This window comes from Kocuria sp. CCUG 69068, assembly GCF_020833785.1.
GTDB classification, from domain to species: Bacteria; Actinomycetota; Actinomycetes; order Actinomycetales; family Micrococcaceae; genus Kocuria; species Kocuria rosea.
Map to the genome: position 1 here is coordinate 15,058 of NZ_PDDL01000003.1, position 24,254 is coordinate 39,311.

The 24,254-nt window shown below is 72.9% G+C and carries 19 protein-coding genes; 10 read left to right on the plus strand and 9 right to left on the minus strand.

Features of this window, described 5'->3' with window-relative positions:
* The first annotated feature begins 113 nt into the window (after positions 1-113).
* The 4 genes from CRM73_RS01020 to CRM73_RS01035 are packed head-to-tail and all read left to right on the plus strand — an operon-like array spanning position 114 to position 6,593.
* Positions 114-1,142 (plus strand): extracellular solute-binding protein, encoded by a 1,029-nt coding sequence (locus CRM73_RS01020; protein WP_229586479.1) that lies wholly within the window; start codon positions 114-116, stop codon positions 1,140-1,142.
* Positions 1,139-2,830, plus strand: a complete 1,692-nt coding sequence (locus CRM73_RS01025) for an iron ABC transporter permease (protein WP_229586480.1) — start codon at positions 1,139-1,141, stop codon at positions 2,828-2,830. The genes CRM73_RS01020 and CRM73_RS01025 overlap by 4 nt, the downstream gene beginning before the upstream one ends.
* The gene (locus CRM73_RS01030; RefSeq protein ID WP_229586482.1) at positions 2,827-4,011 is read left to right on the plus strand and encodes an ABC transporter ATP-binding protein; all 1,185 of its coding nucleotides are present in this window, start codon (positions 2,827-2,829) and stop codon (positions 4,009-4,011) included. Before CRM73_RS01025 ends, CRM73_RS01030 begins: the two co-directional genes overlap by 4 nt.
* A 23-nt stretch (positions 4,012-4,034) precedes the next feature.
* Positions 4,035-6,593 carry an AMP-binding protein gene (locus tag CRM73_RS01035; RefSeq protein WP_229586484.1) on the plus strand — a complete coding sequence of 853 codons (2,559 nt, stop codon included), beginning with the start codon at positions 4,035-4,037 and terminating at the stop codon, positions 6,591-6,593.
* On the opposite strand, the gene CRM73_RS01040 is transcribed toward CRM73_RS01035, so the two are convergent.
* From CRM73_RS01040 to CRM73_RS01060, 5 genes are all read right to left on the minus strand, one after another.
* On the minus strand, positions 6,574-7,695 hold the full coding sequence (locus CRM73_RS01040) for a hypothetical protein (protein WP_229586486.1): 1,122 nt from the start codon (positions 7,693-7,695) through the stop codon (positions 6,574-6,576). The two genes, CRM73_RS01035 and CRM73_RS01040, sit on opposite strands and share 20 nt — an antisense overlap.
* A gap of 115 nt (positions 7,696-7,810) precedes the next feature.
* On the minus strand, positions 7,811-8,827 hold the full coding sequence (locus CRM73_RS01045; protein WP_017835056.1) for an ABC transporter permease subunit: 1,017 nt from the start codon (positions 8,825-8,827) through the stop codon (positions 7,811-7,813).
* A complete protein-coding gene (locus CRM73_RS01050; protein WP_229586488.1) occupies positions 8,824-9,789 on the minus strand; it encodes an ATP-binding cassette domain-containing protein in 966 nt (321 codons plus the stop codon). The genes CRM73_RS01045 and CRM73_RS01050 overlap by 4 nt, the downstream gene beginning before the upstream one ends.
* Positions 9,790-9,929: 140 nt before the next feature.
* On the minus strand, positions 9,930-11,165 hold the full coding sequence (locus CRM73_RS01055; protein ID WP_229586490.1) for a glycosyltransferase 87 family protein: 1,236 nt from the start codon (positions 11,163-11,165) through the stop codon (positions 9,930-9,932).
* Positions 11,166-11,310: 145 nt separating this feature from the next.
* Positions 11,311-12,723 (minus strand): CCA tRNA nucleotidyltransferase, encoded by a 1,413-nt coding sequence (locus CRM73_RS01060; protein ID WP_035924684.1) that lies wholly within the window; start codon positions 12,721-12,723, stop codon positions 11,311-11,313.
* A gap of 124 nt (positions 12,724-12,847) precedes the next feature.
* On the opposite strand from CRM73_RS01060, the gene CRM73_RS01065 reads away from it, so the two are divergent.
* From CRM73_RS01065 to CRM73_RS01090, 6 genes are all read left to right on the plus strand, one after another.
* Entirely contained in the window at positions 12,848-13,348 is a 501-nt protein-coding gene (locus CRM73_RS01065; protein ID WP_017835060.1) for an NUDIX domain-containing protein, read from the plus strand.
* An 82-nt stretch (positions 13,349-13,430) separates the two neighbouring features.
* Entirely contained in the window at positions 13,431-15,053 is a 1,623-nt protein-coding gene (gene murJ, locus CRM73_RS01070) for a murein biosynthesis integral membrane protein MurJ (RefSeq protein WP_017835061.1), read from the plus strand.
* Between the two features lie 207 nt (positions 15,054-15,260).
* Positions 15,261-16,703 carry a hypothetical protein gene (locus tag CRM73_RS01075; protein WP_095650049.1) on the plus strand — a complete coding sequence of 481 codons (1,443 nt, stop codon included), beginning with the start codon at positions 15,261-15,263 and terminating at the stop codon, positions 16,701-16,703.
* Positions 16,704-16,836: 133 nt separating this feature from the next.
* Complete coding sequence (trxB, locus tag CRM73_RS01080) at positions 16,837-17,868, plus strand: thioredoxin-disulfide reductase (RefSeq protein WP_017835062.1); 1,032 nt, start codon at positions 16,837-16,839, stop codon at positions 17,866-17,868.
* 135 nt (positions 17,869-18,003) lie between these two features.
* Positions 18,004-18,339: a thioredoxin gene (gene trxA, locus CRM73_RS01085; protein ID WP_058873284.1), complete on the plus strand. Its 336-nt coding sequence runs from the start codon at positions 18,004-18,006 to the stop codon at positions 18,337-18,339.
* Between the two features lie 114 nt (positions 18,340-18,453).
* A complete protein-coding gene (locus CRM73_RS01090; RefSeq protein ID WP_115163285.1) occupies positions 18,454-19,662 on the plus strand; it encodes a peptidoglycan-binding protein in 1,209 nt (402 codons plus the stop codon).
* Positions 19,663-19,746: 84 nt separating this feature from the next.
* On the opposite strand, the gene CRM73_RS01095 is transcribed toward CRM73_RS01090, so the two are convergent.
* From CRM73_RS01095 to CRM73_RS01110, 4 genes are all read right to left on the minus strand, one after another.
* A complete protein-coding gene (locus tag CRM73_RS01095; protein ID WP_370658508.1) occupies positions 19,747-20,955 on the minus strand; it encodes a ParB/RepB/Spo0J family partition protein in 1,209 nt (402 codons plus the stop codon).
* A 700-nt stretch (positions 20,956-21,655) separates the two neighbouring features.
* Entirely contained in the window at positions 21,656-22,552 is an 897-nt protein-coding gene (locus CRM73_RS01100) for a ParA family protein (protein WP_109268899.1), read from the minus strand.
* Positions 22,553-22,875: 323 nt separating this feature from the next.
* Positions 22,876-23,547: a 16S rRNA (guanine(527)-N(7))-methyltransferase RsmG gene (gene rsmG, locus CRM73_RS01105; RefSeq protein WP_126349599.1), complete on the minus strand. Its 672-nt coding sequence runs from the start codon at positions 23,545-23,547 to the stop codon at positions 22,876-22,878.
* On the minus strand, positions 23,547-24,197 hold the full coding sequence (locus CRM73_RS01110) for a R3H domain-containing nucleic acid-binding protein (RefSeq protein ID WP_229586492.1): 651 nt from the start codon (positions 24,195-24,197) through the stop codon (positions 23,547-23,549). Before CRM73_RS01110 ends, rsmG begins: the two co-directional genes overlap by 1 nt.
* Positions 24,198-24,254 lie beyond the last annotated feature (57 nt).

Consider the following 24,254-nt stretch of genomic DNA (forward strand, 5'->3'; position numbering starts at 1 on the left):
CGGCGGTGCCCCGCCCACCGGGAGCGACCCGAGGGGTCCGATTAGGATACGCTTTCGTTGCCAAATGATCGTCGCGCGGTCCCCGAGCGCCGCGCCCTCCGGAAGAGGCCCCGATGCGTCGTCGTTCCCTGTACGTCACCACCGGCATCCTGACCGCGCTGACGACCCTGGTCACGGGGTGCGGCACGCTCGGTCTGGGTGAGCAGCCCGCCGACCTGCAGATCTACTCGGCACGCCACTACGACCTCGAGGGCGCCTTCGGCGATTTCACCGACGAGACCGGCATCAGCGTCGAGTTCATCACCGGTGACGACGCCGAACTCCTCGAACGCCTCAAGGCCGAGGGGGACGACAGCCCCGCGGACGTGTTCATGACCGTGGACGCGGGCAATCTCTGGAACGCCGCCCGGCAGGACGAGCTGGCCGCACTGGACTCCGCGACCCTCGACGAGGCGGTCCCGGAGGACCTGCGCGATCCCCAGGGCAGGTGGTACGGCCTGGCGATGCGCGCGCGCACCGTGACCTACAACCCGGACAACGTCGACACCGCGGAGTTCGACCCCGAGGAGACCTACGCGGGACTGGCCGACCCGAAGTGGCAGGACCGGCTGTGCATGCGGGACGCCACCTCGGCCTACACCCAGTCCCTCGTGGCGAGTCTGATCGACCTGCACGGCCGGGAGCGGGCGCTCGAGATCGTCGAGGGCTGGGTCGACAACGGCGTGCAGATCATGAGCAACGACATCCTCCTGCTCGAGGCGATCGACGCCGGGACCTGCGACGTGGGCATCAACAACCACTACTACCTGGCGCGCACCGTCGAGGAGAACCCGGACCTGAAGGTCGACCTCTTCTGGGCCAGCCAGGAGGGTGCCGGGACGCACGTGAACATCTCCGGGGCCGGCGTGGTCGAGGGCTCCGACAACGCCGAGGACGCCCAGCGGCTGATCGAGTGGCTCGCGACCGACGGCCAGAACGCGTTCGTGGACGCGAACCACGAGTTCCCGGTCAACCCCTCCGTGGAGCCCGCCCCCTCCATCGCGGCCTTCGGCGAGTTCGAGCGGATGCCCCTGAACGCCGAGGCCTACGGGGACCTCAACGCCGAGGCCGTGGACCTGCTGGCCGAAGCCGGGTATCAGTGACCGAACCCGCCGTCCTCGCACCGACGAGGGCATCGGCCCGCCGACCACGCCGGGCGCCCGGTTCGGGGCGCCCGGCGTGGTCGGCGCTCGTGGTCCTCGTCGCCGTGGTGGTGGCCACCCCGGTCCTGGCGGTGGTCGTGGACGGCCTGGGAAGCCTGGGCTCCGCCGCCCCGCCCCGCGACCTGGGCCGGATGGTGCTCACCACGCTCCTGCTGATGCTGGGCGTGGGCGCGGGCACCCTCGTGGTGGGCGGCGGGCTCGCCTGGCTCGTGACGGCCTTCCGCTTCCCCCTGCGGGACGTCCTGGTCTGGCTGCTGGTCCTGCCCCTGGCCATGCCGGCCTACATCCTCGGGTTCGTGTTCCTCTCCGTCTTCGACGTGGCCGGACCGGTGCAGGGGGCCCTGCGCTCCGTCCTGGGGCCGGACGTGTGGGTGCCCGAGGTCCGCTCGCTGCCCGCAGCCGTGCTCGTGATGTCCCTGACGCTCTACCCGTACGTCTACCTCCTGGCGCGCTCCGCGCTGGTCGAGCAGACCACCGGGACCTACGACGCCGCGCGCACCTTGGGCGCCGGCCGGGGGCGCGCACTCGGGCGGGTCCTGATCCCCCTGGCCCGGCCCTCGCTCGCGGCGGGGCTCGCGCTCGTGATGATGGAGACGCTCACGGACTTCGCCACGGTGCAGTACTTCAACGTGCAGACGGTCTCCGTGGGGGTCTACCTCGTGTGGAAGGGCACCTTCGACTTCCACTCCGCCACCCAGCTCGCCGTGCTCGTGCTGCTGTTCGCCGTGGCCGTGCTGACCGGCGAGCGGCTGCTCCGGGGAAGGGCCCGGTTCCACCAGCGGGGCGGCCGCGGCCAGGGCCTCCAGCCGCAGCGGCTCGCCGGGTGGCGCGCCTGGGGCGCCACCCTGCTCTGCCTCGCCGCCCTCTCCGCCGGGTTCCTCGTGCCCGTGCTGCAGCTGCTCGTGTGGGCCGTCGGGGAGGCCGTCGGCAACCCCGCCTCCCTCTCGGACCCGCGCTTCGCGCAGTACCTCGGCAACAGCCTCGTGGTCGCCGGGATCGCCGCCGTGGCCTGCGTGGCGCTCTCGCTCGCCGTCGCCCACGGGGTGCGGATGGGCGGCGGCCGGACGGTGGCCCTCGCGGCGCAGCTCACGACCTTCGGCTACGCCGTTCCCGGGGCCGTGGTGGGCATCGGCGTCCTCATCGCCTTCGCCGGGCTGGACACGGTGCTGGAACGGGCGGGCGTGCCCGGGGGCACGGGTCTGCTGGTGACGGGTTCGGTGCTCGGCATCCTCTACGCCTACGTGATCCGCTTCCTCGCCCCGGCCTACCAGGCCGTGGACGCGAGCCTCGCCAAGATCTCCCCCACCGTCACCTTCTCCGCGCAGAGCCTCGGCGCGTCCCCGCTCCGCGTCCTCACCCGCGTGCACCTGCCCATCGCCCGCCCGGGGGTCGCCACGGCCCTCGTCCTCGTGATGATCGACGCCGTCAAGGAGCTGCCCATCGTGCTGCTGCTGCGCCCGTTCGGCTTCACGACGGCCTCCGTGTGGGTCTACGAGCTGGCGCGCGAGAACTTCTGGGAGAAGGCCGCCCTGCCGGCGCTCGTGATCGTGGCGGCGGCGGTGGTGCCCGTGTTCTTCCTCGTCCGGCAGGCCCACCGGGCGGACCGCCGTGGAAAGGTGTCCTCATGACCGTGCAGACCACGAGCCCTCTGACCGCGTCCGGCAGCGACGGCGCGGTGCCCGCCCTGGTCCTGGAGGCGCTGAGCAAGCACTACGGGTCCTCCGTGGGCGTCAGCGGACTGGAGCTGACGGTCCCGCCCGGCGAGCTGGTGACGCTCATCGGCCCCTCCGGCTGCGGCAAGTCCACCACGCTGCGCCTCGTGGCGGGCCTCGAACGGCCGGACGAGGGCACGATCCGGATCGCCGGGGACGTGGTGGCGGGCCGGCACCGCTTCCAGGAGCCCGAGCGGCGGAGGGTGGGTCTCGTCTTCCAGGACCACGCCCTGTTCCCGCACCTGACGGTCGCCAAGAACGTGGCCTTCGGCCTGGACCGGCTCCCGCGCGCCGAACGGAGGACCCGCGTGGGCGAGGTCCTCGAGCTCGTGCGGCTGGGACACCTCGCCCACCGCTATCCCCACGAGCTCTCCGGGGGCGAGCAGCAGCGCGTGGCACTGGCCCGGGCGCTGGCCCCCCGCCCCGCCGTCGTGCTCCTCGACGAGCCGTTCTCGAGCCTCGATGAGTCGCTGCGTGCGCAGGTGCGCCGGGACACCGTGGCCACGCTGCGCGAGACCGGGACCACCGCCGTGCTGGTCACCCACGACCAGACGGAGGCCCTCTCGGTCGGCCACCGCGTGGTGGTCATGCACGACGGGGTGATCGAGCAGTCCGACACCCCGGAGCAGGTCTTCGAGCAGCCCGCCACCCGGTTCGTGGCGTCCTTCATGGGGGACGCCGACTTCCTGCCCGCCCGCGTCCACCGTGCGCTGCTCACGTGCGAGATCGGCATCGTCTCCACCGTGCCGGGATGGGCCAACAGCGACGTGGACGTCGACGTCGTGCTGCGACCCCACGAGGTGGCGCTGGAGCCGGACCCCGAGTCCCCGGCGCGGGTCAGTGCGGTCGAGTACCACGGCGCGTTCGTGCTGCACCACGTCCGGCTGGCCTCCGGCCGCACGCTGCGCTCCTGGCAGCCCCACAACGTGCGCCACCCCGTGGGGACCCCCGTCGCCGTGACGGTCACGCCCGGGACCACCCCCACGCTGCTCGTCGACGACCGGGCCGTCACCGCCCCGCCCCCGCGGTCCGCCGACGGGACGTCGAACCGGCGATCCCGCATGTCGGACGAATTAGGCAATACTTTCCTTCGCTAAAGATCTTCTCTACCGTAGTGCGGGTGAGCCTTCAACCTGACCTTGCCCGGGTCGCCTTCGCCGCCGATCTCGCCCGCCACGGGGACCGCCCCGCCGTCCTCACGGGCGAGCACGTCCTGAGCTACCGGGAACTGGCGGCCCGGGTCGAGGACCTGGCCGCGCGTCTCGGCACGGAGCGCCGGCTGGCCGTGCTCGCCGCGTCCAACGACGTCGACTCCCTCGTGGCCTACCTCGCGGCCCTCACGGCCGGTCACCCGCTCCTGCTGGTCCCGGCGGACAAGCCGGCAGCCGTCGAGGCGCTGGTGGCGGCCTACGACCCCGACGTCCTGCTGCGGAGCGCCGGGAACGGGACCCCGGTCGTCGAGGAACGGCGACCGGGCACCCGGCACGAGCTGCACCCCGACCTCGCCCTGCTGCTGAGCACCTCCGGCTCGACGGGCTCCCCGAAGCTCGTGCGGCTCTCGCACGAGAACCTGGCGGCCAACGCCGAGGCGATCGCCCAGTACCTCGGCATCGGCCCCGACGACCGCGCCGCGACCACGCTGCCGATGTCCTACTGCTACGGGCTGTCGGTGCTCAACAGCCACCTCTGCCGTGGCGCCGCGGTGGTGCTGACGGACCACTCCGTGGTCGATCCCTGCTTCTGGGACCTCGTCCGCGCCCACCGGGCCACGTCCTTCGCGGCCGTGCCCTACACCTTCGAGCTGCTGGAGCGCGTCGGCTTCGCGGAGATGGACCTGCCGCACCTGCGCTGCGTCACGCAGGCGGGTGGACGGCTCGCCCCGGAGAAGGTCCGCCACTGGGCCGGAGCCGGCGAGCGGGCCGGCTGGGACCTGGTCGTGATGTACGGGGCCACGGAGGCCACCGCCCGGATGGCCTACCTGCCCCCCGGGCTGGCGGCCGAGCGGGCCGGGACGATCGGGGTGCCGATCCCGGGCGGGGAGTTCCGCATCGAGCCCGTGGACGGGCTGCCGGACGGCGAGCTCGTGTACAGCGGGCCCAACGTCATGCTCGGCTACGCGGAGCGCCCGGAGGACCTCGCCGCCGGGCGCACGGTCGAGGACCTGCGCACCGGGGACCTCGCCCGCCGCCACCCCGACGGGCTCTACGAGGTGGTGGGGCGGCGCAGCCGGTTCGTCAAGATCGTGGGCCTGCGCGTGGACCTCGGGCAGGTCGAACGGATCCTCGCCGAGCTCGGCGTGAGCGCGGCCGCCGCGGGCTCCGACGAGCGCGTGGTCGTGGCCGCCGAGGGCGAGCAGGACACGGCCCTGCTCGCCAAGGTCGTGGCCGGGAGCATCGGCCTGCCCCGCCCTGCCGTCGAGGTGCACCCCGTGGAGGAGCTGCCCCGGCTGGGCACGGGCAAGGTGGACTACCCGGCGGTCCTGGCGCTCGGCACACCGCCCCCCGTCGCCGAGGCGGTGCCGCGCCGGGCGGAGGGACCCGAGGACGTCCGGCGGATCTTCGCCGACGTGCTCGACCGCCCCGACGTCGGCGACGACGACACGTTCGTCTCCCTCGACGGGGACTCGCTGTCCTACGTGGCGGCCTCCGTCCGTCTCGAGCAGGCCCTGGGGCACCTCCCCACGGACTGGCACCTCACCTCCGTCCGCGACCTGGCGGCCCGGGCCGCCCCCCGGCGGCGGCGGCTCGTGTCGTTCCTGGAGACCGGCATCGTGCTGCGGGCCGTGGCCATCGTGCTGATCGTGATGACGCACGTGGAGCTCTTCACGCTCCAGACCGCCCATGTGCTCTTCGCCGTGGCCGGCTACAACTTCGCCCGGTTCCAGCTCCACGGCGAACGGCTCCCGCGCCTGCGGCGCCAGCTGCGCAGCCTCGGACGGATCGTGCTGCCCTCCGCGGCGTTCATCGCCCTGGCGCACCTGCTCACCGACGACTACACCTGGGCGAACGTCCTCCTGCTCAACGGCATCGTGGGGCCGCAGCACTTGACGACGCAGTGGCACTTCTGGTTCGTGGAGATGCTCGTCTACGTGCTCGTGGCCGTCACGGCGCTCATGGCGCTGCCGTGGGCGGACCGCGCCGAACGGCGCTTCCCGCTGGCGTTCCCGCTCGCGCTGCTCGCGATCGGGCTGCTCAGCCGGTACGACATCGTGGACCCGGGGCTGCCGAAGCCCGCCCCGGTCTTCTGGCTCTTCGCGCTCGGCTGGGCCGCCGCCCGGACACGGACGGTCCTGGAACGGTCTCTCGTCACTCTCCTGACCCTCCTGACGGTGCCGGGGTACTTCGACAGCACCGTGCGGGAGGTCACGGTGATCACCGGTGTCCTCCTGCTGCTGTGGGTGACCGCGCTGCCCGTTCCGGCCGGCCTGCGGCGCGTCACGGGATGGCTGGCCGCGGCCTCCCTGTACGTCTACCTCACCCACTGGCTGGTCTATCCCGCTCTGCTGCCGGTCTCGCCCGTCCTGGCCGTGGTCGCCTCCCTCGTGGCAGGGGTGGCCTACTGGGTGCTGGCCGACCGGGTGCTGGGGGGTCTCCGGCGCGCGCCCGCGCGCACGGCGGCGCCCGTCGAGGCGACGCCCGCCGAGGCGGCGCCGCCCGCGACTACTCCAGGCCCACGCTGATCTCGGCGCTCTGGCCGGTGGAGCGCACGGCGGCGCGGACGGGGAACTCGATCCGCTCCGTGACGGTCTCCCCGTCCTCCTCGTAGCTCAGCCGCGCCTCCGCGGGCCGGTGCGCGTCCGCCGTCCAGCGCAGCGGGTCCGCCGGGTCCGGGACCAGGACCAGGGCGGGCCGGGAGACCAGCCGCCACCGGACGCCGGTGATCTCCGGGTCCGGCGTCCCGGTCGCCGCCGCGGACGGCTCGAGCGGCTCCTGCGGGGCCGCCCAGCGCCGGGACGAGGGGCAGTCCTCGGGGGACAGCTCGTCCGAGGCGGTGCAGCTCTCCAGCCATTCCTCGATCCGGTCGTCGACCTCCTGCCACATCCTCGGGGAGGGCTCGATCCGCAGCGCCACCGAGGCCGGTGCCGGATCCCGGAACGCCACGGTGTGCGGCTCCAGGGGCGGGTCCGCCGTGTAGTAGGAGTTCCCGGGCAGTCCGATCGCGTAGTTCCCGGGCAGGGCCTCGAAGCGCCAGGTGCCGCCGGGGCCCTCGGGGTCGGGCACCCGGTCGTCCGGGTCCGGGCGGACGGTCTCCCCGTTGACGGAGAGCTCGTCGAGGGGGGCGGGCAGGTGGATCGAGAAGGGGGCCGCGTCCGGGGCGTCGAGCTGCCACTGGTCGTTGAAGGGACCGCTGCGCCGCACCTGGTGCACCCCGTAGACGTGGACCTCTTCCCGGTCCCGGGCGCCGTCGGGTCCGTCCCACCACACGCGCGCCCGGATCTCGGCGCGGCTCCCGCGGCGGTCCACGCCCAGGATCTCGTAGCCGCCGATCCGCCCCGCGGCGTTGCGGTACACGCGGTTCGAGAAGATGTTCAGGGTGGGGTCCGCCACGACGGCCTCGGTGCGGGACAGCAGCTGCCGCGAGCGCCCGTTCTCGAGCCCCCCGAGCCACGTGGCCACAGGGTCCTGCGGCTCCCGGTCCACGAAGACCCAGTTGACCACGGAGCTGAACACGGTCACGAGGACCACCACGACCGTCAGCCAGTGCAGCAGGGTCCGCCGCAGGCCCCGGGCGTCGACCGCGGAGAGGGCCTCGCCGGCCTCCCGCTCCCGTGACACCGACACCGCAGCTCCCGTTCCCCAGGGGTCCGTCCGGCACTCGGCCCGGACGGTGCGGGCCGCGTCCCGGCCCACCAGCTCACATCGTAGGGCCGGCGTCGCCGCCGGGACGGAAGAACCGCTAGAGCGCGCGCCTCCGGGTGGCCAGGATCCCGGCCGCGACGAGCACCAGGCCCCAGGCGCCGTAGACGAGGCCGGACTCCACGTGGGTGAGCACCGGGTCGGCGGACTGGTACATCGTGGTCAGCTGGGTGCCGGCCGCCCCCGGGGAGTACGGCTTGACGTCCTCGAGCCACTCGAAGGACAGCGCGAACAGCACGATCTCCAGGACCATCACCAGCACCACGAGCACCACGATCCCCCACGTCGTGGACTTCAGCAGGGCCCCGAGCCCGAAGCCCAGCCACGCGGTGACCATGTAGAAGACGCCCACCGCCAGGACGTTGAGCAGGACGGGCTCCTGCCACACGTCGTAGCCGAGGTCCCCGCCCGCCAGGACCGGCTGGACGACGAGGTGGCACAGGAGCCCGCTGAGCACCCCGAAGAGGAACGCGACCACGGAGAGCACCACGGTCTTGGCGAGCATCACCGGGGTGCGCCGCGGCACCGCCGTCATGGTGGTGCGGATGGCGCCGGTGGCGTACTCGGAGCCGATGAACAGCACGGCCAGCGCTCCCAGGAGCAGCATGACGAGCTGCAGGCCGCTGTTGGCGCTGGTCATGGCCAGGTACTCGCTGAAGCCCATCCCGTCCGGCAGGGCAATGTCGGACTGCGCGGCGATCTGCTGGTCCGACTCGGCGGCGAACGCGTCCTGCTGCTGCTGGACCTCCTCCTCGGTGAGCCCGAGCTCCTCCGGGGACCGTCCGTCCAGCGACTCGTCGACCTGCTCCTGCGCGGCCTGCTCGTTGAAGCTCTGCAGCGACGTGGTGCTCCAGGCGCCCAGCGCTGCGAAGCCGAGGGAGAGGAGCAGGGCGACGCCGAGCAGGATCCAGTGCGAGCGCAGGGAGCGGAACTTGATCCACTCGGAGTGCAGGACCCGGCCGAAGCCCAGCCGCACCCGGGACGCGGGGTCGGACGGCCCGGTGCGCTCCGGGGTACCGGTCTGCGGGTGGGGGGCGGTCGAGGTGCTGGTGCTCATGCTCGGTCTCCGGTTCGTGCGTCGGCGCCCGCCCAGGGCGCCGGGTCGGTCGGTGCGGGAGCGCCGCCGGAGCGGTACTCGACCTCGTTCTGGGTCATGGCCATGTACACGTCCTCGAGGGTTTCCGTGAGGGGGGTGAGCTCGTGGACCAGCACCCCGTGGGAGAGGGCGGCCTCGGCGATGCGCCGCGGCTCCGGCCCCGTGACCAGGAGTCCGTCGTCGTCGAACTCCGTGATGCCGGCGTCCGTGCCCTGCAGGGCGCGGCGCATCGCCTCCCGGTCGGTGGCGCGCAGCCGGGTGCGCGTGCGGCCCCCGGCGAGGATCTGCTGGATCGGCGCGTCCGCGAGGATCCGGCCCCGGCCGATCACCACGAGGTGGTCGGCGGTCTGCGCCATCTCGGACATGAGGTGGGAGGACAGGAAGACCGTGCGGCCCTCCGAGGCGAGGAACTTGGCGAGGTGGCGCACCCACACCACGCCCTCGGGGTCCAGTCCGTTGACGGGCTCGTCGAGGATCACGGTGTGCGGGTCGCCGATCAGCGCCCCGGCGATCCCGAGGCGCTGGCCCATGCCGAGGGAGAAGCCTCCCACCCGCTTGTCGGCCGCGGCCCCGAGCCCGGTGAGGTCCACGACCTCCTGGACGCGGGACTTCGCGATGCCGTGGGTCGCGGCGAGCGCCGAGAGGTGTGCGCGCGCGGTGCGCCGGGGGTGGACCGCCTTCGCGTCCAGCAGCACCCCGACCTCCGCGAGCGGCGCCCGGTGCTGGGCGTACGGCCTGCCGTTGACGCGGGTGTGGCCCCGGGTCGCGGACTCCAGCCCGACGACGAGGCGCATCGTGGTCGACTTGCCGGCCCCGTTGGGCCCCAGGAACCCGGTCACCTTGCCGGGGCGGACGGTGAAGCTGACGTCGTCCACCGCCGTCTTGCCGCCGTAGGTCTTCGTCAGGTTCTCGATCTCGATCACCGGCGCTCCTCCCGAGCACTCGTCTGTTCTTCTCCGCCACCAACCTACGGGAGAGCCGGCGCGGGACGGCACCGCCGTCAGGATGAACCCGTGCGGGCGTGGCGGCCGCCGGTCTCCCCCTCCCGGCGGAGCCGGGACGCTCAACCGGCCTCGGAGAGCCCGATCCGCCGCGCCTGACCGCCCCGCAGGACGTCGACCGCGACCGCGACCACCAGGAGGACGAGGAGCAGCACGCGCACCGCCGCGAGCAGGTCCTGCGCGTCCCAGCCGATCAGGCCGAGCCCGGGCAGCACCGGCCAGGTCGGCTCGGGCAGGACCAGGGTGGTCCACCACAGGACCTCGACGAGCTGCCAGGCGGCGAACTCGAGCCAGTTGCGCCGGCTGAGCACCACGAGGGGCGCCAGCCAGAGCACGTGGACGAGGGAATAGGCGGGACCGGAGAGCACGAGCACGGCCAGCAGGAGGAACGCGATCTGGACGACGCTGGGCTCCTGCCGGGTGAGCAGGGTCAGCACGAGCACCACCACGAGACCCAGCACGAGGGCCAGGAGCACCCACTGCCCCGCCCCCGCCGGGTCCGGGGCCGCACCCGTGCGCGCCTGCTCCACCCGGGCCCAGACGCCCCAGGAGGAGGAGCCCCCCACGGGCCCGTCCCAGGGCAGGCGGAGCTGCCGGACCCACCGGTCCGGGGCGGAGAGCAGGAACGGCCCGTTGACCAGCGCCCAGGTGAGCAGCGTCCCGGCCAGGACCACCGCGAAGTCCCGGAACTGCCGGTACCGCACGGCCAGGAGCAGCACGGCCAGGAGGACCACCAGGGGGAACAGCGCCACGGACGCCGCGAGACCCAGCAGGATCCCCGCCGGCACGGGGCTGCCCCGGACGTGGAAGAGCAGCGCCAGCATCATCAGCAGCACGGCCCACAGGTCCCACGTGCCGAAGCCCACCAGGACCGCCACCGGTGCGAGCGCCAGCACGAACGCGTCCGCGCCGCGCCTGCCGGAGAGCGCGGAGACCGCGGCCACCGTGCCGATCCACACCAGGGCCAGCAGCAGCACGGAGAGGTCGGCGAACACGCCCCGGTCCACGTCCGTCCCGAACAGCGCGGAGAGGCGGGCCGCGAACCAGCCGACCACCGTGGTGATCATCCCGACCAGGGCGGGCTGGTCCCCCGCGGGCCCGCCCGTGAAGAACCCGCCCGCCCCGGACGCCTCGCCGGGCGCGATCTCGGAGGCGCACAGCGCGGGCAGGCTCTCCGCGGCGCCCCAGCCGGGCACCCGGCAGGGCAGCCGCAGCAGCCAGGCCGTCATGACCGCGTAGAGGCTCAGGCCGACGAGCAGCGCCCGGTGGCCGCCCCGGGACCCGCCCAGGGGGCTCACGGCCCCTCCCGCCGTCCGCGCAGCACGCCCGCCCCGATCCCGGCCCGAAGGACCGCGGTGAGGTCGGAAGATATGCCTTCACCGATATATGCACTCCGGGGGCAGCAGAGGGCGTTCCCGGCGGCGCCGGCGCCGGACCGGGGGCTCACAGGGTGTCCGCGGCCCAGGCCCGCAGCCGCCGCTCGGCCTCCTCCGGCCCCAGCTCCCCCTCGTCCAGGCGCAGGTCCAGCAGGAACTTGTAGGCCCGGCCCACCGCCGGCCCCGGCGGGATGCCGAGCACCGCCATGATCCGCTCGCCGTCCAGCTCCGGCCGCACGGCGTCGAGCTCCTCGCGCGCGGAGAGCTCCTCGATCCGCGCCTCGAGGTCGTCGTAGGCGGCGGCGAGCCGTGCCACCTTCCGCCGGTTCCGGGAGGTCACGTCCGCCCGCGTGAGCCGGTGCAGCCGCTCCAGGCACTCCCCGGCGTCCCGGACGTAGCGGCGCACGGCGGAGTCGGTCCACTCGGCGTCCCCGTAGCCGTAGAAGCGCATGTGCAGCTCGACCAGCCGGCCCACCGTCCTGATCGTGTCGTTGTCGAAGCGCAGGGCCCGCATCCGCTTGGCCGTGAGCTTCGCGCCCACCACCTCGTGGTGGCGGAAGCTCACGGCACCGGACTCCTCGAAGCGCCGGGTCGCGGGCTTGCCGACGTCGTGCATGAGCGCGGCGAAGCGCAGCGCGAAGTCGGGCCCGGGCACGGGGCCGTCCGGACCGGACTCCAGGGCCGCGGCCTGCTCCATGACGGTCAGGGAGTGCTGGTAGACGTCCTTGTGCCGGTGGTGCTCGTCCGTCTCGAGCTGGAGCGCGGGCACCTCGGGCAGCACGACCTCGGCGAGCCCCGTGCTCACCAGGAGGTCGATGCCGCGGCGGGGCCGGCGCCCGCAGACCAGCTTGACGAGCTCCTCGCGCACGCGCTCGGCCGAGACGATCGCGATGCGCTCCGCCATGCCGGTCATGGCCGCGCGCACCTCGGGCGCCACCTCGACGTCGAGCTGGGACGCGAAGCGGGCGGCGCGCATCATGCGCAGGGGGTCGTCCGAGAAGGAGTCCTCCGGGGCGCCCGGGGTGCGCAGCGCCCGGGCGTGCAGGTCCTTGATCCCGCCGTGCGGGTCCACGAGCTCCAGGCCGGGCAGCCGCAGCGCCATGGCGTTGATGGTGAAGTCGCGGCGGAACAGGTCGTCCTCGAGGGAGTCGCCGAAGGCCACCTGCGGCTTGCGCGAGTCCGCGTCGTAGGCCTCGGCCCGGTAGGTGGTCACCTCCAGCTGGACGTCGCCGCGGCGCATCCCGATGGTCCCGAAGGCGCGGCCGATCTCCCACACCGCGTCCGCCCACCCCGTGACCACGGCGAGCGTCTCCTCGGGCGTCGCGTCGGTGGTGAAGTCCAGGTCGAGGGCGGGCCGGCCGAGGAAGAGGTCCCGCACGGGCCCGCCCACGAGGGAGAGCTCGTGGCCGGCGGCGGAGAACCGCCGCCCCAGGTCGAGGGCGGCGGGGTGGATCGCGTGGGCGTCGGGGAGCTGCGTCATGGTGCCGCCCATTGTTCCAGACCCCGGGGCGCGGACCCGGCCGCCGCGGCCCCGCCGGAACCGGCCGCCGGTGCCCCTCCCCCGCTCCGGCGGGAGCCCGGGCGATTGTGGCAAGGTAGGAGACATGGCTTTCCCCGTACCCAGCGCACCGAAGAAGCGGCCGACCGCGCCGGCCGCTGCGCTGCCCACGGTCGAGGAAGTCTCCGCCGGCGGGATCGTCGTCGACCTCGGCGCGCCCTCCCACCCGGTGGCCATCATCGCCCGGATCAACCGCGGCGGGCGCCTCGAGTGGTGCCTGCCCAAGGGCCACCCCGAGGGCGAGGAGTCCAACGAGGAAGCCGCGATCCGCGAGATCGAGGAGGAGACCGGCATCGCCGGTGAGGTGCTGAGCCCGCTGGGCAGCATCGACTACTGGTTCACGGTCTCCGGGCACCGCGTGCACAAGACGGTGCACCACTTCCTGCTGCGCGCCACGGGCGGTCACCTCACCACGGACAACGACCCCGACCACGAGGCCGTGGACGTCGCCTGGGTGAACATCGACGACCTCGGCCGGAAGCTGTCCTTCCCCAACGAACGGCGCATCGCCGACATCGCCCGTGAATACATCATCCACCAGCTCTGAGACCGCGGAGCCCTCCGGGCCGGCCGGGAAGGGCACCCCGGCGGCCCCGGCCCGCCGCTCGGGCGCGGCCTCCAGCGCCATCATGGCCTCGGGCACGCTCGTCTCCCGCGCGCTGGGGTTCGTCAAGACGGTCCTCATCACGGTGGCGATCGGCTCCATCACGACCGTCTCCGACGTCTTCGAGCTCGCGAACACGCTGCCGAACCTGATCTACGTCCTCGTGGCGGGCGGCATCTTCAACGCCGTCCTGGTGCCGCAGATCATCAAGGCCTCCAGGACCGCCGACGACGGCGGGGCCGACTACATCGCCCGCCTGCTCACCCTCGCCGTGCTCGCCCTGCTGGGGGTCACGGCGGTCGTGGTGCTGCTGGCGGGACCCATCATCCGGACCATGGGCACCGACTGGACCGAGGAGCAGCTCTCGCTCGGGCTGACGTTCGCGCTGTTCACGTTCCCGCAGATCTTCTTCTACGGCCTCTACACCGTGGTGGGGCAGGTCCTGAACGCCCGCGGCGCCTTCGGCTGGTACATGTGGGCGCCGGTGGTCAACAACGTGGTGGCCATCGCCGCGCTGCTCGTGTTCGTCCAGCAGTTCGGGGCGTACGCCGAGACGGTGCACACCCTCGAGAACTGGTCCCCGGCCAAGACCTTCTGGCTGGCGGCCATGGCCACGGTGGGCGTCGCGGCCCAGGCCCTCGTGCTGTTCTGGCCGCTGCGCCGGCTCGGGCTGGGACTGCGCCCGAAGTTCGGCTGGCGCGGCATCGGCCTCTCCACCGCGGCGCGGCTCGCGGGCTGGACCCTCGCCACCGGGGTCCTCGCCAACCTGGCGTTCCTGACCCTGACCAAGGTCGCGGCGATCCCCACCGGCTACCGCCCGGAGTACCTCGCGATGGACCCGCCGCAGCAGATCGCGGGCGTGGCGGCCCTCAACCAGGCCTCGATGCTGTACTCCCTCCCGCACGGGGTGATCGGGCTGTCCATCGCCACGGTGCTGTTCAACCGGATGGCCGCCGCCTCGACGGACGGGGACCGGGCCGGGATGGTCGCGTCCCTGTCCTCGAGCCTGCGCATCACCGGGGTGGCGACCGTCTTCGCCACCGTCGCCCTGGTGGTCTTCGCCGGCCCCCTCGGCATGCTCTTCAGCGGCGGCGTCCCCTCCGCGGGGGCCGTGGTCGGCCAGGTGATCACGGTGATCGCGATCGGCGCGCCCTTCATGTCGGTGTCCTTCATGCTCGGCCGGGCGTTCTACGCGCAGGAGGACGCCCGCACCCCGTTCCTCGTGCAGGTCGGCGTCGCCCTCTTCACCGTGGTCTCGGCGCTGCTGATCTGGTCGTTCGTCCCGCCGGACCTCATCGTCTTCGCGGTCGCCGCGTGCTACGCGGCCCAGAACGTCCTGAGCGCGCTGATCTACCACGTGGTCCTGGTCCGCCGGATCGGGGACTACGACGTGGCCCGGATCGTGGACTCCCACGCCCGGATCCTCGTGGCGTCCCTGCTCGCCGGCGCGGTGGGTGCCGTGGCCCTGTTCCTGCTCGGCGGATACGACCCCGCCGGCTTCCCCTGGACCAACCAGCTGACGGCGATCGCGACCGTCGCCGCGGGCGGGACCGTCATGGGGATCGCCTACCTGGGCGCCCTCAAGCTCTGCCGCGTCCGGGAGCTCGACAGCCTCGTGCGCCCGCTCCTCGCGCGCCTCGGCCGCTGACCGCCCCGACCGCCCCGACCGGGCGGAGCGAGCGGAGCGAGCGCCCGGACCGGCCGTGTGACGAGGCTCTCGGCCGCGGGAGGCCGGGACCGGTAAAGTGCTGAGTGGTCGGTGACGTGGGTCAGGAACACCCCTTCTGCCCCGCCGGCCACCCCCGCCCGCGAATTCCGGCCCCCGCCGCGGATTCCCGACCCCCAGGGAGCCAACGTGCCCGCACCGATGAAGCTCGGTTCCGTCCTCGGCGGCCGCTACAAGGTCGTCACCGACGTGCTGGCCACCGCCGAGGGCGACCGCGTGCTCGAGGGACAGGACCAGATCCTCGGCCGCCGCGTGTCGATCCTGCTGCCCGCGGAGCGGCACACGTCCCTGCTCGTGGAGAACGCCCGCTCCATGGCCAACGGCAGCATCGGCGCCCCCTTCCAGATCCTGGACCTGGGCCAGGCGGAGGCGCACACCTACCTCGTGACCTCGCACACCCCGGCCGCGGACATGCTGGACTCCCTGCTCGTGGAGCCGGACGACGTCGAGGACGAGTCCCTCAGCGACGACATCTTCGGCGCCCCGCGCGGCAGCGGCCCCGGGTCCTACGTGTACGACGAGCCGGACCCCACCAGCCCGACCCCCGTGGTCGCGACCGAGGCCTCCGACGACCTCGGCGGCGCGGCCCCCCAGCCCAAGGTCACCCGGTGGCGGGACGACGACTCGTACGACGACGCCGCGCCCGCCCCCTCGGTGCGCACCCGTCTCGGCCGGCCGGTGCGGGTCAGCGCCACCTCGACCCGCTCGACCCTCTTCGACCGCGCGGCGGCGAGCGGCACGGCGGCCTCGGCCGTCCGCACGGCCGGGACGGACATCGACCCGGGCTACGACGGCGACAACCGCTACGACAGCTACGACGACTACGACGACGGGCACCCGGACACGCCCCACGGGCCGGAGGAGGCGGCCGCGGCCGCGCCGCCGCGCCGGGAGGCGACCGCGGACCGGCCGCAGAAGGGCGGCCGGGGCCTGCTGCTGCTCCTGCTCCTGCTCCTGGCCCTGCTGATCGGTGCCGTGGTGTTCAGTTTCGACCGGCTGGGCGGACTCTTCGCCGGGTCGGACAGCCCTGAGCCCGCCGTGAGCGCGCCGGCCGAGGAGCAGGCCGGGGCGGAGCAGGTGCAGCCCAGCCCCGAGCCGGAGGCCCCGGCCGCCGAGCCGGAGCCCCGCGCCGTCACCCGGGTGGTGCCGACCGACCCGGGCTTCATGGCCGACCAGGACGCGCAGCTGGGCCAGATCGTCGACGGCAACCCGTCCACCTACTGGATCAGCTACGGGTTCTCCGACCCGAACTTCGGCAACCGGACGCCGAGCGTCGGCCTCGCCGTGCAGCTCGAGGAGCCCGCGCCCGTGGAGACGCTCAGGCTCAGCCAGTCGGCCGGCTCGGGCGGGATGTTCGACGTGTACGTCAACGACACCCCGAGCCTGGACGGCGCCGACCAAGTGGCCTCCGGCTCCTTCACGGGCCCGGAGATCACGGTTCCGCTCGCCGCGGCCGCCCAGGACGAGGACCAGCAGTACGTGATCGTGAACTGGACGCAGCTGCCGCAGCTGACGAACCCCATCGCCGGGTTCAACCACGGCCTGCGGATCGGCGAGATCCAGCTCGACTGAGGGCCCCGCTCCCCCCGCCGGACCCGCCGGGGCGGGTCCGGCACCGGAATATCCGCCGCGCGCGCCCCGTTGTGCCAGTGGTCCCTGCGGTCGGCGTGCCCGGCCGCTCCCTGTACGGAAGGTCTGCAGAACAGTGAGCCCCGACTTCGGTCCCGTGATCAACGCCCTCAACCTCGTCCCCTCGACCGGCGAGCCGAAGGCCGGCGCGGACGACGAGACCGTCCACGAGGTGATCATCGTGGGATCCGGCCCCGCCGGGTACACCGCGGCCGTCTACGCGGCGCGCGCCAACCTGCACCCCATCGTCTTCGCCGGGTCCGTGACCGCGGGCGGTGAGCTGATGAACACGACCGAGGTGGAGAACTACCCCGGGTTCATCGACGGGATCCAGGGCCCGGAGCTGATGTCCAACATGCAGCAACAGGCGGAGCGCTTCGGCGCCGACATCCGCTACGAGGACGTCGTCGCCCTCGAGCTCGAGGGCGAGGTGAAGACCGTGACCCTCGAGGACGGCTCCGTGCACCGGGCCCACGCCGTGATCCTCGCGACGGGCTCCGCGTACCGGGAGCTCGGCCTGCCGGACGAGAAGCGGCTCTCCGGCCACGGGGTGAGCTGGTGCGCCACCTGCGACGGCTTCTTCTTCAAGGAGCAGCACATCGCGGTGGTCGGCGGCGGCGACTCCGCCCTCGAGGAGGCCACGTTCCTCTCCCGCTTCGCCTCCAAGGTCACGATCATCCACCGGCGGGACAGCTTCCGCGCCTCCGAGATCATGCAACAGCGCGCCTTCGACGACCCCAAGATCGAGGTCCTGTGGAACGCCGAGGTCGTGGGCATCAACGGCGAGGACAAGGTCCGCTCCGTCACCGTCCGTGACACGGAGTCCCACCAGACCTCGGAGCTGCCCGTGACGGGGCTGTTCGTCGCCATCGGCTCCGACCCCCGCACCGCCCTGGTCAAGGACCAGCTCGAGCTCACCGTGGACGGCACCATCGCCGTGGACGGCCGCAGCTCCACCACGAGCCTCGCCGGGGTCTTCGCGGCGGGCGACGTCGTGGACGCCACCTACCGCCAGGCCATCACGGCGGCGGGCTCCGGATGCGTCGCCGCCGTCGACACCGAGCACTACCTCGCCGCCCTGCACGACCGCTCGGTCCTGCACAGCTGAGCCGTCCCGGTCCGGGCGCCGCCGGCGCCCGGACCGGCATGGGCCATAATCGAACCAGATCCGCCTTCCGCACCACGTCACCCAGAGCGGTCCGGGCACGCCGACCGCGTGCCCGGCACCCGGACAAGGAGAAACATGAGCGCCGCCAAGAACGTCACCGACGCCGACTTCCGCACCGAGGTCCTCGAATCGGACAAGCCCGTCATCGTGGACTTCTGGGCCGAGTGGTGCGGCCCCTGCCGCATGGTCGGCCCGGTCCTCGACGCGATCGCCGCCGAGCACGCCGACGCCGTCGAGGTCGTGAAGCTGAACGTGGACGAGAACCCCGCCGTGGCGTCCCAGTACGGCATCACGTCCATCCCGGCCATCTACCTCTTCTCCGGCGGCGAGGTGGTCAAGAAGGCCATCGGCGCGAAGCCGAAGAGCGCCCTCGAGAAGGAGTTCGCCGACTACCTCGTCGCCGGGAACTGAGCGGACCCCCGACATCCGCGACACCCCGGGCTCGTCCGCCCCTCCCCCGCCGGGGAGGGGCGGACGAGCCGCTGTCCTGGCACCACGCCGACCCCTCCGACCCGTGGGACACCCGTGAACAACGACGACACCGAACCGATGCTGCGCCGGACCATGACGAGCCGGCGGGTGGTCAGCCTGCGGGAGCGGCTGCTCCGGGCCGGCGTCACCGTGGCCTACCTCGCCCCGCAGGACGTCAACAACCCCTCCTACTTCGACGACCACGTCGACGCCGCCGTGCGCGCCTTCCAGCAGGAGCGCGGGCTCATCGTGGACGGCCTGGTGGGCCCGGAGACGGACCGGTGCCTCAACGAGGCGCAGTACGCCCTCGGTGACCGCCCGCTCTACGCCGACGACGACCGCCCGCTCCGGGGCGACGACGTCAGCATGCTGCAGCACAACCTCTCCCGGTTGGGTTTCTACTACGGACACCTGAACGGGGTGTTCGGCAGCAGCACGCACCACGCGGTCATGGAGCTCCAGCAGAGTCTGGGTCTCGGGGCCACCGGAGTGGTGGACCGCGAGACCATCGCCGCTCTCGCCCGGATCAACAAGAACATCACGTCCTCCAAGGCCTTCTCGCTGCGCGAGTACCACCGCCTGGAACGGGCCACCTCCGCCCTGCGCGGCCGCTCCGTGGTGCTGGTCCCGTCCGGGGCAGCAGGTCAGCAGCCGCCGGCCTCGGCGGCGCCGGACTTCCGCGACCGCGCCGACGAGGTGACCCGGGACGTCGCCGTCCGCGCCTCCGAGCTGCTGCACGAGATCGGCGCCGACCCCTCGGTGGTCTCGCCCGGGCGGAAGCTCCACGACCGCCGCGGCGCGCCCGTGCGGACCGCCGACTCCACCCGGGAGGCCGTCACCGGGAGCCGGACGGACTCCGTGGTGGTCACCCTGCACTGCGACTGGAACGCCTCCCCCGCCGCCGGCGGTGTCGCCTCCTACTACTGGGGCGAGCAGGACCGCTCCGAGATCTACTCCCCCATCGGCGAACGGGCCGCGGTGCTCGTGCTCAAGGAGATGGTCGCCCGGACCGGGGCGCTCGACCTCGGCACCCACGCCCGGCAGTGGGACCTGTTGCGCTCCCAGGACGCGCCGACCATCTGGCTCGACCTCGGCTACCTGTCCAGCCCTGCCGACCGGGCCGCCCTCGCCGATCCCGAGCACCGGAACCACCTTGCCGAGGCCGTCGTCTTCGGTCTGCAGCGCATGTTCCTGCTCGCGGAGGACGACGTGCCCACGGGCACCATGAGCGTCGACGACGTCGCCGAGTACAACGGACGCTGAACCACCCCGCCGGGCGGACCCGGCGCACGGAAGAGCCCCGGTGTTTCACGTGAAACACCGGGGCTCTTCCGTGCGATCGGTGGTCTAGGTGCGGTCCATCCCGGGGTCCAGCACCTCGATGATGCGGTTCAGGTCCTCCACCGAGGCGAACTCGATGGTCATCTTGCCCTTGCGGGCGCCCAGGGCGATCCGCACGCTCGTGTCCAGGCGGTCGGAGAACGCCTCCGCGATGTAGTCGAGCCGCTCCTTGTTCCGCCCGGCCGGGGCGGCCGCCCGCTGCGGCTTGCGCTCCCCCGTCTCCGTCAGCTGCACGGCCTCCTCCGTGGCCCGCACCGAGAGCCCCTCCGCCACGATCCGCTGCGCGAGTCGTTCCATCTGCGCGGGGTCGGCCAGGGACAGCAGGGCGCGGGCGTGCCCCGAGGACAGCACGCCGGCGGCCACGCGTCGCTGGACGAGCGGCGGCAGGCGAAGCAGACGGATCGTGTTGCTGATCTGGGGGCGGGAGCGACCGATGCGCCGGGACAGCTCCTCCTGCGTGGCGCCGAACTCCTCCAGCAGCTGCTGGTATGCCGCGGCCTCCTCGAGCGGGTTCAGCTGGCTGCGGTGCAGGTTCTCGAGCAGGGCGTCCCGGAGCAGGTCGTCGTCCGCCGTCTCGCGGACGATCGCCGGGATGGTCGGCAGCCCGGCGCGCTGGGTCGCGCGCCACCGCCGCTCGCCCATGACCAGTTCGTACGCCTGCTCCCCGTCCTCGCGGGTGGGTCGCACCACGATCGGTTGCAGCACACCGAGCTCGCCGATCGAGTACGCGAGCTCCGCGAGCTCCTCCTCGTCGAACACCTGACGGGGCTGCTTGCGGTTGGGGTGGATGGCCGCGACCGGGATCTCGGCGAACGTAGCACCGGGCACCGCCGCCAGCTCCTCGACCGCTGCGTCCGTTTCACGTGAAACATCGCCCGCGGACGTATCGGAAGCGCGACGGTCCGTCACGGCGGTCGCCTCGGTCGCCTCTCCCGCGCCGGAATCATCTGTCGCCTCCGGCGCATCGCCCGCGGCGGCGGGGCCGGCCGGGGAGACATCGAGTCGCTGCTGCTCCGGCTCCGCCGCGGTCCGGCTGCGCCCCCCGGACGGGGCCTCGACGACCTCCGCGGACGGGCGAGTCTCCTTCGGACGCGATGTTTCACGTGAAACGCCGGCCCGGTTCCCCGGACCGGGTTCCGTCGTCGTCGACGACGTCTCCCCGGAGTCATCCGCCGGCGCGGCGTCAGGGGCACCGGCCGATGGCAGGAAGAACATGTCCGAGGGTCGGCTGACAAGTGTGGTGTTGCGCAGGGCCTCGCCCATGTCCATCCGCGCTTTCATGGCCTTCTGCCGAGCGGCAGGGCTGACAGTCCTGCTCCGTCCCCCGGCAGCCGACCGCTTCGCCGGCTCGGCGGACCCGGGCTGCTCGGGGACGTCATCTGCGTCTGCGGTCCCGCCAGCGGGACGCGCGGCGGCCTTCGACGTGCTCGGGGTACTAGTGGCTGGCTCTCCGCCGGCTGAGGGCCGGTGCGTCGGGGTCCCGGTTGCTGCGTCTGGCTGGTCGGTCGAATTCTCAGCACGTGCGGGTGCGGCTTCAGCGGACGTCGATTCACGTGAAACATCCGTGCGGGGCGCGTCCTTCCGGGACGTGTCCTCTGCGCTCGTCGACGGCACCGGAGCCGGGCCGACGTCCGCGCCCTGTTCCTCCTTCACCGGGGCCTCGGCAGCGGGTGCACTCGGAATGAGTGCTCCCAGACCTCGGCCCAGTCCACGTCGTCGTTCGCTCACGATGTTCCTCTCCCTCGCCCGGCAATCCGGACAATTCTAGCCGAGCCACGCGTTCCGACGTGCCGTTTCACGTGGAACGGTGGGTCACTTGCGCGCGGCGCGGGACGGGAACAGCAGGACGCCCGCCTCCAGAAGGAGACGGGCGTCGGGCGGGGGAGTGGCCGGGAAATGGCCAGGGGCCGCTCCGTCAGCGCTGGGCGCGCTGGGCGATCTCGGCCGCCGCCTCCAGGTAGGACAGCGCCCCCGTGGAACTGGGGTCGTAGCTGATGACGCTCTGCTGGTAGCTCGGCGCCTCCGAGATGCGCACCGAGCGGGGGATCATGGTCTCCAGGACCTCGGCGGGGAAGTGGTTGCGCACCTCTTCGGCCACCTGCGACGCGAGGTTGGTGCGACCGTCGTACATGGTGAGCAGGATCGTCGACACCGACAGCTCGGGGTTCAGGTGCTTCTGGATCATCTCGATGTTCTTGAGCAGCTGGCTGAGCCCCTCGAGCGCGTAGTACTCGCACTGGATGGGGATCAGCACCTCGGTGGCCGCGACGAACGCGTTGAGGGTCAGCAGCCCGAGACTCGGCGGGCAGTCAATGAAGACGTAGTCGAGCCGCTCCAGACCGTCGGCCTCGCGCTGCTTCGCGTACGCCTCGAGCGCCCGGCGGAGCCGGTGCTCGCGCGCCACCATGGACACCAGCTCGATCTCCGCGCCGGCCAGATCGATGGTGGCCGGGACGACCCAGAGGTTGTCCGCCTCGGCGGACGGCTTCACCGCGTCAGCGATGGGCATCTCGTCGATGAGCACGTCGTAGGTGCTGTCGACCTCGGAGTGGTGCTCCACGCCGAGGGCCGTCGACGCGTTGCCCTGGGGATCGTTGTCGATGACGAGGACGTTCTGCCCCTGTCGGGCGAGGGCCACCGCGATGTTCACCGATGTGCTCGTCTTGCCCACGCCGCCCTTCTGGTTGCTGATCGTGAAGATCCGCGTTGCGGCGGGCTTCTCCAGCTGGACCTTCTTCAGCCTGGCGCGTCGCCTGGTCTCCTCCACGAGCTTCCTCCCCAGCGGCGTGTCCTCCGCCATCGTTGTGGTCATTTTGGGCAGCTGTCCGTCCGTTTCACGTGAAACACGAGTACCCCGATCAGGAACAACCTTGATCGATTGATCAAGCGGATCGGGGGGGAACTCGGCGTCGAAGCCTCGCGGACTTCCCGCGCCGTCGTCGATCGGCATCTGACTGCGCACCTTCCCGGTTCGTCTCGAACTCGTTCCGTCGGAGCACGCCTCCCGCGGGGGAGGGGTGCCTGGCACCGCGCCGCAGGTCAGGTTGCCGTCGACCCGTGGCCGAGCTCGGCGCACCGACCGTGGCACACTCCTCCCAGCCTACCGCCGACACCGCGCGGAGCAGGCGGCGGTGCTCAGAGCCGGACCCGCACCACCGTGGTGGGCTCCTCGAGCAGGTCGGCCCCGGCCGGGACGATCTCGGTGGACCGGGCGCCGAGCCGGTCCAGCTTCTTCTGCGCCTTGCGCACCTCGTCCGCCGCGGAACGGCCCTTGAGGGCGAGCAGCTCTCCGGTGCCGCGCAGCAGCGGCAGGGTGATGTCCACGAGGCCCACCAGGGCCGAGACCGCGCGGGCGGTGACCACGTCCACCTCTCCGACCTCGTCCCGGGCCTGCTCCGCCCGGGCCCGCAGCACACGCACGTTCGTGAGCCCGAGGTCGGCCACGACCTCGTCCAGCCACTGCACGCGCCGCTCCAGCGGCTCGATGAGCGTGATCCGCAGGTCGGGCCGGGCCAGGGCGAGGCACAGCCCGGGCAGACCTGCGCCCGATCCGACGTCGGCCACGCGGGCGCCGGTCGAGATGAGCTCCTCGACCACGGCGCAGTTGAGCACGTGCCGGCTCCACAGCCGGGGCACCTCCCGCGGGCCGATGAGCCCCCGGACGATGCCGGACGACGCCAGGTGCGCCACGTAGCGCTCCGCCAGCGGCAGCCGCTCGCCGAACAGCCGCTCGGCGGCGCGCCGCTCCTGCTCGTCCGGGACCGGCGGGTCCTGCGGAGCGGGGGAGGGGCGCGGCTCCTCGGCCATCAGCCCTGCGGAACGGACACGACGATGTGCCGTGCCGCCCCTTCGCCCTCGGACTCGCTGACGAGACCCTGCTCGGCGACCACGTCGTGCACGATCTTGCGCTCGTAGGCGGACAGGGGGTCGAGGTGCACGCGCTCCCCGGTCTCCTGTGCCTCTCGCACGGCCGCCAGGGCCAGGTCCTGGAGCTGACCGGCCCGGCGGAGCCGGTAGCCGCCGATGCCGAGCACCAGGCGGGAGCGCCGGTCGGTGGCGGCCAGCACGGAGAGGCGCAGGAGCTCCTGGAGGGCCTCCAGGACCTCGCCGTCCTCGCCGACCAGCGCCGACAGGCCTTCGACGTCGTCCCCGTCGGCGACGACCGACAGGTAGGTGCGACCGTCGCGGACCTCGATGTCGATGTCGCCGTCGAGGTCCGCCGTGTCCAGCAGCTCCTCGAGGTAGTCGGCCGCGATCTCGCCCTCCTCCTCGAGCGGATCGACGGCGGCGGTCTCTGCGGCAGCGGTCTCCGCGGCCGGGGGCTCCGCGGCCGGGGTTTCCGCGGCCGGGGTCTCCGCGGCGGGGGCTCCCGCCCCGGCGCCGCGGTCGGCGTCGGCGCGCGGCGCGGGGGGCTGCACGTCGTCGGCGTCCTGGGTGGTCTGCCGGATGTCGGTCATGTCGTCTCCTGGGGCCGTGGAAGCACGGGGCCGGGCGCGCCGGCCCCGTGCGGGGAG

What these genes read in the sequence shown, in the direction of transcription:
- CRM73_RS01100 (WP_109268899.1), bottom strand. Translation starts at nt 22,552, where the DNA reads ATGACCACAACGATGGCGGAGGACACGCCGCTGGGGAGGAAGCTCGTG.
- CRM73_RS01060 (WP_035924684.1), bottom strand. Translation starts at nt 12,723, where the DNA reads ATGACGCAGCTCCCCGACGCCCACGCGATCCACCCCGCCGCCCTCGAC.
- CRM73_RS01065 (WP_017835060.1), top strand. Translation starts at nt 12,848, where the DNA reads ATGGCTTTCCCCGTACCCAGCGCACCGAAGAAGCGGCCGACCGCGCCG.
- CRM73_RS01095 (WP_370658508.1), bottom strand. Translation starts at nt 20,955, where the DNA reads ATGTTCTTCCTGCCATCGGCCGGTGCCCCTGACGCCGCGCCGGCGGAT.
- murJ (WP_017835061.1), top strand. Translation starts at nt 13,431, where the DNA reads ATGGCCTCGGGCACGCTCGTCTCCCGCGCGCTGGGGTTCGTCAAGACG.
- CRM73_RS01045 (WP_017835056.1), bottom strand. Translation starts at nt 8,827, where the DNA reads ATGAGCACCAGCACCTCGACCGCCCCCCACCCGCAGACCGGTACCCCG.
- CRM73_RS01030 (WP_229586482.1), top strand. Translation starts at nt 2,827, where the DNA reads ATGACCGTGCAGACCACGAGCCCTCTGACCGCGTCCGGCAGCGACGGC.
- rsmG (WP_126349599.1), bottom strand. Translation starts at nt 23,547, where the DNA reads ATGGCCGAGGAGCCGCGCCCCTCCCCCGCTCCGCAGGACCCGCCGGTC.
- CRM73_RS01110 (WP_229586492.1), bottom strand. Translation starts at nt 24,197, where the DNA reads ATGACCGACATCCGGCAGACCACCCAGGACGCCGACGACGTGCAGCCC.
- CRM73_RS01020 (WP_229586479.1), top strand. Translation starts at nt 114, where the DNA reads ATGCGTCGTCGTTCCCTGTACGTCACCACCGGCATCCTGACCGCGCTG.
- trxA (WP_058873284.1), top strand. Translation starts at nt 18,004, where the DNA reads ATGAGCGCCGCCAAGAACGTCACCGACGCCGACTTCCGCACCGAGGTC.